Source organism: Helicobacter pylori FD535, assembly GCF_000296015.2.
Taxonomy (GTDB): Bacteria; Campylobacterota; Campylobacteria; order Campylobacterales; family Helicobacteraceae; genus Helicobacter; species Helicobacter pylori_CT.
In genome coordinates this window covers 1-7,790 of record NZ_AKHP02000042.1, presented here as the reverse complement: position 1 = coordinate 7,790, position 7,790 = coordinate 1, and the positions used below count along the sequence as shown (strand labels likewise).

At 41.6% G+C, this 7,790-nt stretch carries 11 protein-coding genes; all 11 read left to right on the top strand.

Annotation, left to right across the window (positions count from 1 at the left end; genetic code table 11):
• The coding region (locus DV63_RS0209395) for a ribosome recycling factor (protein WP_031202551.1) at window positions 1-167 on the top strand (167 nt) is incomplete at its 5' end.
• Between the two features lie 3 nt (window positions 168-170).
• Complete coding sequence (gene pyrE, locus DV63_RS14715; protein WP_000351530.1) at window positions 171-776, top strand: orotate phosphoribosyltransferase; 606 nt, start codon at window positions 171-173, stop codon at window positions 774-776.
• Entirely contained in the window at window positions 766-1,230 is a 465-nt protein-coding gene (locus DV63_RS14710; protein WP_000201772.1) for an RDD family protein, read from the top strand. Before pyrE ends, DV63_RS14710 begins: the two co-directional genes overlap by 11 nt.
• Window positions 1,227-1,916, top strand: coding sequence for an SIR2 family NAD-dependent protein deacylase (locus tag DV63_RS14705; RefSeq protein ID WP_000794001.1), 690 nt, complete (start codon window positions 1,227-1,229; stop codon window positions 1,914-1,916). Before DV63_RS14710 ends, DV63_RS14705 begins: the two co-directional genes overlap by 4 nt.
• 101 nt (window positions 1,917-2,017) lie before the next feature.
• Window positions 2,018-2,419, top strand: coding sequence for an NAD(P)H-quinone oxidoreductase subunit 3 (locus DV63_RS14700; RefSeq protein WP_001183532.1), 402 nt, complete (start codon window positions 2,018-2,020; stop codon window positions 2,417-2,419).
• The gene (locus DV63_RS14695) at window positions 2,419-2,898 is read left to right on the top strand and encodes a NuoB/complex I 20 kDa subunit family protein (protein WP_001183511.1); all 480 of its coding nucleotides are present in this window, start codon (window positions 2,419-2,421) and stop codon (window positions 2,896-2,898) included. The genes DV63_RS14700 and DV63_RS14695 overlap by 1 nt, the downstream gene beginning before the upstream one ends.
• Window positions 2,898-3,695 (top strand): NADH-quinone oxidoreductase subunit C, encoded by a 798-nt coding sequence (locus DV63_RS14690; RefSeq protein ID WP_001901061.1) that lies wholly within the window; start codon window positions 2,898-2,900, stop codon window positions 3,693-3,695. Before DV63_RS14695 ends, DV63_RS14690 begins: the two co-directional genes overlap by 1 nt.
• Before the next feature lies 1 nt (window position 3,696).
• On the top strand, window positions 3,697-4,926 hold the full coding sequence (gene nuoD / locus DV63_RS14685) for an NADH dehydrogenase (quinone) subunit D (RefSeq protein WP_000068216.1): 1,230 nt from the start codon (window positions 3,697-3,699) through the stop codon (window positions 4,924-4,926).
• A complete protein-coding gene (locus DV63_RS14680) occupies window positions 4,923-5,153 on the top strand; it encodes an NADH-ubiquinone oxidoreductase subunit E family protein (RefSeq protein WP_000819164.1) in 231 nt (76 codons plus the stop codon). Before nuoD ends, DV63_RS14680 begins: the two co-directional genes overlap by 4 nt.
• A gap of 2 nt (window positions 5,154-5,155) precedes the next feature.
• On the top strand, window positions 5,156-6,142 hold the full coding sequence (locus DV63_RS14675; protein ID WP_000012645.1) for a hypothetical protein: 987 nt from the start codon (window positions 5,156-5,158) through the stop codon (window positions 6,140-6,142).
• The coding region (locus DV63_RS14670; protein ID WP_020982448.1) for an NADH-quinone oxidoreductase subunit G at window positions 6,139-7,790 on the top strand (1,652 nt) is incomplete at its 3' end. The genes DV63_RS14675 and DV63_RS14670, both read left to right, overlap by 4 nt.

The window sequence follows — 7,790 nt, the reverse complement described above, 5'->3', positions numbered from 1 at the left end:
CCCGCCAAGACGCTAACAACAAGATAAAAAAATTAGAAAAAGACAAAGAAATCAGCGAAGATGAAAGCAAAAAAGCCCAAGAGCAGATCCAAAAAATCACCGATGAAGCCATTAAAAAAATTGATGAAAGCGTGAAAAACAAAGAAGACGCGATCTTAAAGGTCTAAATAATGGATATTAAGGCATGTTATCAAAACGCTAAAGCGTTGTTAGAGGGGCATTTCTTGCTCAGCAGCGGATTTCATTCCAATTATTATTTGCAATCCGCTAAAGTTTTAGAAGATCCCAAACTGGCCGAACAATTAGCTAAAGAATTGGCCAAACAAATCCAAGAAGCCCATTTGGATATTGAATGCGTGTGCTCGCCGGCTATTGGAGGGATCTTGGCTGGGTATGAGCTTGCAAGGGCTTTGGGCGTGCGTTTTATCTTCACCGAAAGGGTGGATAATATCATGGCGTTAAGGCGTGGTTTTGAGGTCAAAAAAAACGAAAAAATTTTAGTGTGTGAGGACATTATCACTACGGGAAAATCCGCTATGGAATGCGCTAAAGTTTTAGAAGAAAAGGGCGCTCAAATCGTGGCTTTTGGCGCTCTAGCCAATCGGGGCATTTGCAAGCGCGCTCATTCTCATTTAAAAGCCCAAGAGGGCGCATGTTTGCCTAGCCATTTGCCCCTTTTTGCTTTAGAAGATTTTGTTTTTGACATGCACAAGCCTAGCTCTTGCCCTTTATGCGCTACCAGCGTTGCTATAAAGCCAGGAAGTCGTGGCAACTAAAAAAACCAAAAAAAATAAAACCCCCAAAAAAAAGCAAGCGTTAGAAAGCCCTTTAAAAGGGCTGTATCTCTCTTTACGCTTAAAGGCCTTTATCACCGATATTTTTATGATTTACACCCCCATGCTTTACATAATGACTTATGCGATTTTAGGGAGCGCGAAGGATTTTAGGGAAAACCAGAGCGCGATTTTTTTATGCCTGCTTTTTTACGCCCTAACGCACAGCTTTTTTATTGCTTTTAAATCCCAAAGCCCTGGCATGCGTTACGCTCAGTTTAAATTAGTCAAAAACAACCGCAAAAAAGTGGGCTTTTTTTTAGCTTTGTGGCGCTTTATTTTGTGGGTGTTGAGCATGGGGTTACTCATAGGGTTTGTTACGCCTTTTATTTTTAAGTTTTTTTTGCATGACAAACTCAGCGGCACTCATATTGAAATCATCAAGGAGGAAACATGAAAAATTTAGTGATCCTAAGCGGGGCTGGCATCTCAGCAGAAAGCGGGATTAAAACCTTTAGAGACACTGATGGCTTGTGGGAAGGGCATGACATCATGGAAGTCGCCTCGCCTTATGGCTGGAAAAAGAACCCGCAAAAGGTGTTGGATTTTTACAACCAAAGGCGCCGACAGCTTTTTGAAGTTTATCCTAACAAAGCTCATGAGATTTTAGTGCAATTGGAAAAACACTATCAAGTCCATATCATCACCCAAAATGTAGATGATTTGCATGAAAGGGCGGGTTCTTCTCGCATTTTACACTTGCATGGGGAATTATTGAGCGTTCGCAGCGAAAAAGATCCTAATTTAGTTTATAGGTGGGAAAAGGACTTGAATTTAGGCGACTTGGCTAAAGACAAATCGCAATTACGCCCTGATATTGTGTGGTTTGGCGAAGAGGTGCCTTTGCTTAAGGAAGCGATTTCTTTAGTCAAACAAGCGCACCTTTTAATCATCATTGGCACTTCTTTGCAAGTCTATCCGGCCGCTAGCCTCTACACGCATGCGAGCAAAGACGCCCTCATTTATTACATTGACCCTAAGGCTAAAAACGCCCATTTACCCCAAAATGTCCAATGCATTAATGAAAGCGCGGTGCATGCCATGCAAGATTTAATGCCCAAACTCATAGAAATGGCCTCTTAAGAGATGTTGAAATAATTTTTATTTTTTCAGCTAACGATTAGCAAAAACATGGTTTAATTGGCTTTGTCATTTGCTAGTAATTAAAGGAGTTTGAGAGTCTGATGCAACAAGCCACAGAAGCATTGAATCACCCCTATTTTGGCGTTTTTGTTTTGTTGGTATTCACCTTTTGGGCGTTTAACTTAACCTTAAGGATTCAAAGGTTTTTAAGCCGTAAAATGGCTCAAAAAAAGGGCGAAAAGCTCAAGCTCGCTCCCTATGAATGCGGGCCTGTGGCTCTCAAGCAGCCTAATAGGGTGTCGCACCATTTCTATATCATGGCCATGCTTTTTATTTTATTTGATGTAGAAATCGTTTTCATGTTTCCTTGGGCGATTGATTTTAAAAAATTAGGCTTGTTTGGGCTCATTGAAATGCTAGGCTTTGTCTTCTTTCTAACCATTGGTTTTATTTACGCTTTAAAGCGAAACGCTTTGAGCTGGCAGAAATTAGAGGTGAAATAATGCAACAAGCACCGGTTGTTCTAAGCACTTTGGATAAATTATTGAATTGGGGGCGTTCTAATTCGCTTTGGCCTTTAACTTATGGCTTGGCGTGTTGCGCGATTGAGATGATGGCGACAGGGGGTTCAAGGTTTGATTTTGACCGGTTTGGCACGATTTTTAGAGCGAGCCCTAGGCAATCGGATGTGATGATCATCGCTGGCACGCTCACTAAAAAACATGCCGAGTTTATGCGTAGGCTCTATGATCAAATGCCTGAGCCTAAATGGGTGATTTCTATGGGGAGTTGCGCTAACACGGGTGGGATGTTCAACACTTATGCGACCGTTCAAGGAGCAGACAGGGTTGTTCCTGTGGATATTTACTTGCCCGGTTGCGCACCGCGCCCAGAAACTTTACAATACGCTCTTATGGTTTTACAAGATAAGATCAGACGCTCTAAAGCGATCAAACAAGACGCTCCTAAAAGGTTAGTGTGATGGTAAGAAAACAATCCCCCTATGAAGATGTGCAAAAACAATCGCGCCAGCATGACCCCTATAAAATCATAGAACCCACCCCTAAAAAATACTTAGAGGGCAGCGCTTATGAGGTCATTTACAACCACCTTTCTTACAAACATGAGATTTTAGACAAATACATAGAAACGAACACGGCTGTGTTTTGGATCAAAAAAGACGATATTTTTTCTGTCGCTACGACTTTAAGGCATTTGGGTTATGAGTGTTTGAGCGAAATGAGCGCGATAGATTTGTGCGCTAAAAAAGGGCATTTTGAATTGTTTTATCAATTTGTGGGCTTTAGCGATAGCTGCAAGAACCGCCGTAGGGTGCGCGTGAAATGCGTTTTGTTGCCTAATGAGAGCGTGGATTCTTTGAGTTTTTTATACCGATCGGCTAATTGGAGCGAGAGGGAAGCGTATGATTTGCTTGGTATTGTGTTTGACAAACACCCCTATTTGAAACGCCTTATCATGCCGCATGATTGGGTAGGCCACCCCTTATTGCGTTCTTACCCGCTCAAAGGCGATGAATTCGCTCAATGGTATGAAGTGGATAAAATTTTTGGCAAAGAATACCGAGAAGTGGTGGGCAAAGAGCAACGAGACAGCGCGAGAGTGGATGAAAAAGACACTTTCAATTTTGCAAAAATTGGCTATGAGCAGGGCAAGGGTGAAGAATTAAAAGAAGTAGAAGAAAAGCATGCGTTTAAGAAAATCCCTTTTGTCAAAGATTTGCACAAAATCGCCCCCACTATCTTAAAAAAGAGGCTATAAAATGGCTCAAAATTTCACGAAACTCAACCCTCAGTTTGAAAACATCATTTTTGAACATGACGACAACCAAATGATTTTAAACTTTGGCCCCCAACACCCCAGTAGTCATGGGCAATTGCGCTTGATTTTGGAATTAGAGGGCGAAAAAATCATTAAGGCTACCCCTGAAATTGGCTACTTGCATAGAGGCTGTGAAAAATTAGGCGAAAACATGACCTATAACGAATACATGCCCACTACTGATAGATTGGATTACACTTCTTCTACCAGCAATAACTACGCTTACGCTTATGCGGTAGAGACCTTACTCAATTTAGAAATCCCTCGCCGAGCGCAAGTGATCCGCACGATTTTACTAGAGCTTAACCGCATGATCTCACACATCTTTTTTATCAGCGTGCATGCTTTAGATGTGGGGGCGATGAGCGTGTTTTTGTATGCGTTTAAAACGAGGGAATACGGCTTGGATTTGATGGAGGATTATTGCGGGGCTAGGCTCACGCACAACGCTATAAGGATTGGGGGCGTGCCTTTGGATTTACCTCCTAATTGGTTAGAAGGCTTAAAAAAGTTTTTAGGCGAAATGAGGGAATGCAAAAAACTCATTCAAGGCTTATTGGATAAGAATCGCATTTGGCGGATACGCTTGGAAAATGTGGGCGTTGTAACGCAAAAAATGGCGCAAAGCTGGGGCATGAGCGGTATCATGTTAAGAGGGACTGGGATCGCTTATGACATTAGGAAAGAAGAGCCTTATGAGCTTTATAAAGAGCTTGATTTTGATGTGCCGGTGGGCAATTATGGCGATAGTTATGATCGGTATTGTTTGTATATGTTAGAAATTGATGAAAGCATTCGCATCGTTGAACAACTCATTCCCATGTATGCTAAAACCGATACGCCTATCATGGCTCAAAACCCGCATTATATTTCTGCCCCTAAAGAAGATATAATGACGCAAAACTACGCCTTGATGCAACATTTTGTTTTAGTGGCTCAAGGCATGCGCCCACCCGTTGGGGAAGTGTATGCCCCCACAGAAAGCCCTAAAGGGGAATTAGGGTTTTTTATCCATTCAGAGGGCGAGCCTTACCCTCACAGACTAAAAATCAGAGCCCCTAGCTTTTATCACATTGGGGCTTTGAGCGATATTTTAGTGGGGCAATATTTAGCGGATGCGGTAACCGTGATTGGCTCAACCAATGCGGTGTTTGGCGAGGTGGATAGATGAAACGCTTTGATTTACGCCCCTTAAAAGCAGATATTTTTGAACGCTTAGAAGAATTGATTGAAAAAGAAATGCAACCCAATGAAGTCGCTATTTTCATGTTTGAAGTGGGGGATTTTTCTAATATCCCTAAGAGCGCTGAATTTATCCAATCTAAAGGGCATGAACTTCTCAATTCTTTGCGTTTCAATCAAGCGGATTGGACGATTGTCGTGAGAAAAAAGGCTTGATTTTGAGCGGCTTTAACCTCTTAAATTCTCCCTTAAGCGCAAGCTCTTCAATTAGCTTGAAAGAAGCTTATTGCTTAGAAAAATTATCTCTTCAAAAAGGGTTTAAAATCAATTACAAGATGACCAAAGATAGCTTAAACCTTTTAGAAAAAAGCGATTTGTTCGTTTTGTTTGGGGGGTTTTCAAACGCTTGTTTGAATGAAAATGAACGATTGATTTTAGGAAGCATTAACCAATCAAAACGCCCCTATGCCCTATTAAGACCCTTACAAGATACAAGAGATTTGCAAGAAAATTGCCTTTTTGCGTCGTATGAAATCCACACGGAAGTGGCGATTTTAGCCTTGATTTTAAGGGGTATTTTGGAACAAACTTCCCAATTAAAAGGGCATGTTTTAGAAAAAATAGATGTGGGGTATTTAAGCTCTGAAGCGAACATGAGCGAAGAGGAATTACAAGATCTCATCGCGCTTATTGTTAAAGCAAAAAAAAGGGTGCTTGTTTTAAACAGAGAAATCACTAAACATGCGGATAGCGCTTTTTTATACACCCTTTTAAGCGAGTTGCAAAATTACCTAGAAATTTTGCATATCCCTTGCAACGATTCAAGCGTAACGGCCGCTTTTTATGATTTTAAAGATCAAGAATGGCTTCTAGAAACAGCCCTTAAAGAGGGTGTTTTGCCTTTTGAATCAGAGCTTCAATCAAAAGATTTAGAACTTTTAGAGCGGATGGATGAGGCTAACGGCTCGTTTGTCTATGTTTCTTACAAGAGCCTTGAAACCCCCAAATTATCTTTTTCCAAACAATTTAAGATCGCTAACAAGATCCAGCATTCTAAAGCGGGGTTTCAAATCTCAAATAAAACGCTAGAATGCGAGTTAGAAGAAAGCCCCCATTTGAAGGGCTTGATTGCGATTTTAGAAGGGGCGTTTTTTGACGCTTACCCTTATATCCCTATTTTATCCCACTCTCAAGGAATTTCATGATCACAATGAATATCAATGGCAAAATAATTGAATGCCAAGAGGGACAAAGCGTTTTAGAGGCCGCTAGGAGCGCTGGGATCTACATCCCTACTATTTGTTATTTAAGCGGTTGCTCGCCCACAGTCGCATGCAAAATGTGCATGGTTGAAATGGATGGCAAACGCATTTATAGCTGCAACACGAAAGCCAAAAACAACGCTACCATTCTCACTAACACCCCCACGCTCATGGATGAAAGAAAAAGCATCATGCAAACTTATGATGTCAACCACCCCCTAGAGTGTGGCGTGTGCGATAAGAGTGGGGAGTGCGAATTGCAAGACATGACGCATTTAACCGGCGTAGAGCACCAACCTTATGCGGTGGCTGATGATTTTAAAGCCCTAGATTCATGGGCAAAAGCCTTGTATGATCCTAATTTGTGCATCATGTGCGAAAGGTGCGTAACCACTTGCAAGGACAATGTGGGCGAAAACAACCTCAAAGCCACTAAAGCCGATTTGCATGCTCCGGATAAATTTAAAGACAGCATGTCCAAAGACGCTTTTAGCGTGTGGAGTCGTAAGCAAAAAGGCATTATTTCTTTTGTGGGCAGCGTTCCTTGCTATGATTGCGGGGAATGCATTGCGGTATGCCCTGTGGGCGCTTTGAGCTATAAAGATTTCGCTTACACGGCTAACGCATGGGAACTAAAAAAGATCCATTCCACTTGTTCGCATTGCTCGGCCGGGTGTTTGATTTCTTATGATGTGCGCCATTTTGATACTCTAGGCGAAGAGAACAAGATTTTTAGAGTGCTGAATGATTTTTACCATAACCCAATTTGTGGGGCAGGCCGTTTCGCTTTTGATGTGAGCTCTAGCCCTAAAGGCAGCGCCAATCTTAAAGAAGCGCAAAACGCCCTCAAAGAATGCGAAGCGGTGCGGATAGGAGGAGATATTACGAATGAAGAGGCGTTTTTAATAGAGCGTTTGAGAAAAGAGCTTGATTTTAAAATCTACAATCAAGAAGCGTATCATTTCCAGCAATTTTTAAAAGTGTTGGGCGAAGTTAAACGCCCCAGCGTTGAAGAGATTAAAACTTCTCATTTAGTCGTTACGATAGGCTCTTCTATCAAAACAGAAAACCCTTTGGTGCGCTATGCCATCAATAACGCTCTCAAACTCAATAAAGCTTCTTTAATCGCTATGCACCCTATTAAGGATAACGCGTTAGCGAATTTGTGCCGAAGCTCTTTTTGCATCACCCATGAAGTGGGGGCTGAAGAAATCCTTTTAGGCATGCTTTTAAAAATGCTTAACATTGAAAGCACGGCTCTAAAAAGCTTAGAAGATTCCAAGCAAAATATTGTAGATGAAACGGCTCTTAAAGCCTTAGAAGAAGAGCGAAAAAAAGCTTTAGAACAAGCCGAGCAAGGGTGCAGTGTTGGAGAAAATAAGGCAGAAAATCAAGAAGAGGATAAAACAGAAGCAGCTCTCTCAAAAGAAGAAAATCAAGAAGAAAACAAGACAGAGGTTAAAAAAGAAAGCATTGAAGTCCCTACCAAAACCACTTATTGGTTGCTTGAAGAAGCGGGCATCAATTCAGAAACTTATGAAAAAATTCTGGCTCTTTTGCAAAAATCAAATAACACCCTGCTAGTGGTTGG

Excerpts from the sequence above, each read along its gene's own strand:
- DV63_RS14700 (WP_001183532.1), top strand. The coding sequence starts at position 2,018 with ATGCAACAAGCCACAGAAGCATTGAATCACCCCTATTTTGGCGTTTTT.
- DV63_RS14690 (WP_001901061.1), top strand. The coding sequence starts at position 2,898 with ATGGTAAGAAAACAATCCCCCTATGAAGATGTGCAAAAACAATCGCGC.
- pyrE (WP_000351530.1), top strand. The coding sequence starts at position 171 with ATGGATATTAAGGCATGTTATCAAAACGCTAAAGCGTTGTTAGAGGGG.
- DV63_RS14705 (WP_000794001.1), top strand. The coding sequence starts at position 1,227 with ATGAAAAATTTAGTGATCCTAAGCGGGGCTGGCATCTCAGCAGAAAGC.
- DV63_RS14695 (WP_001183511.1), top strand. The coding sequence starts at position 2,419 with ATGCAACAAGCACCGGTTGTTCTAAGCACTTTGGATAAATTATTGAAT.
- nuoD (WP_000068216.1), top strand. The coding sequence starts at position 3,697 with ATGGCTCAAAATTTCACGAAACTCAACCCTCAGTTTGAAAACATCATT.
- DV63_RS14680 (WP_000819164.1), top strand. The coding sequence starts at position 4,923 with ATGAAACGCTTTGATTTACGCCCCTTAAAAGCAGATATTTTTGAACGC.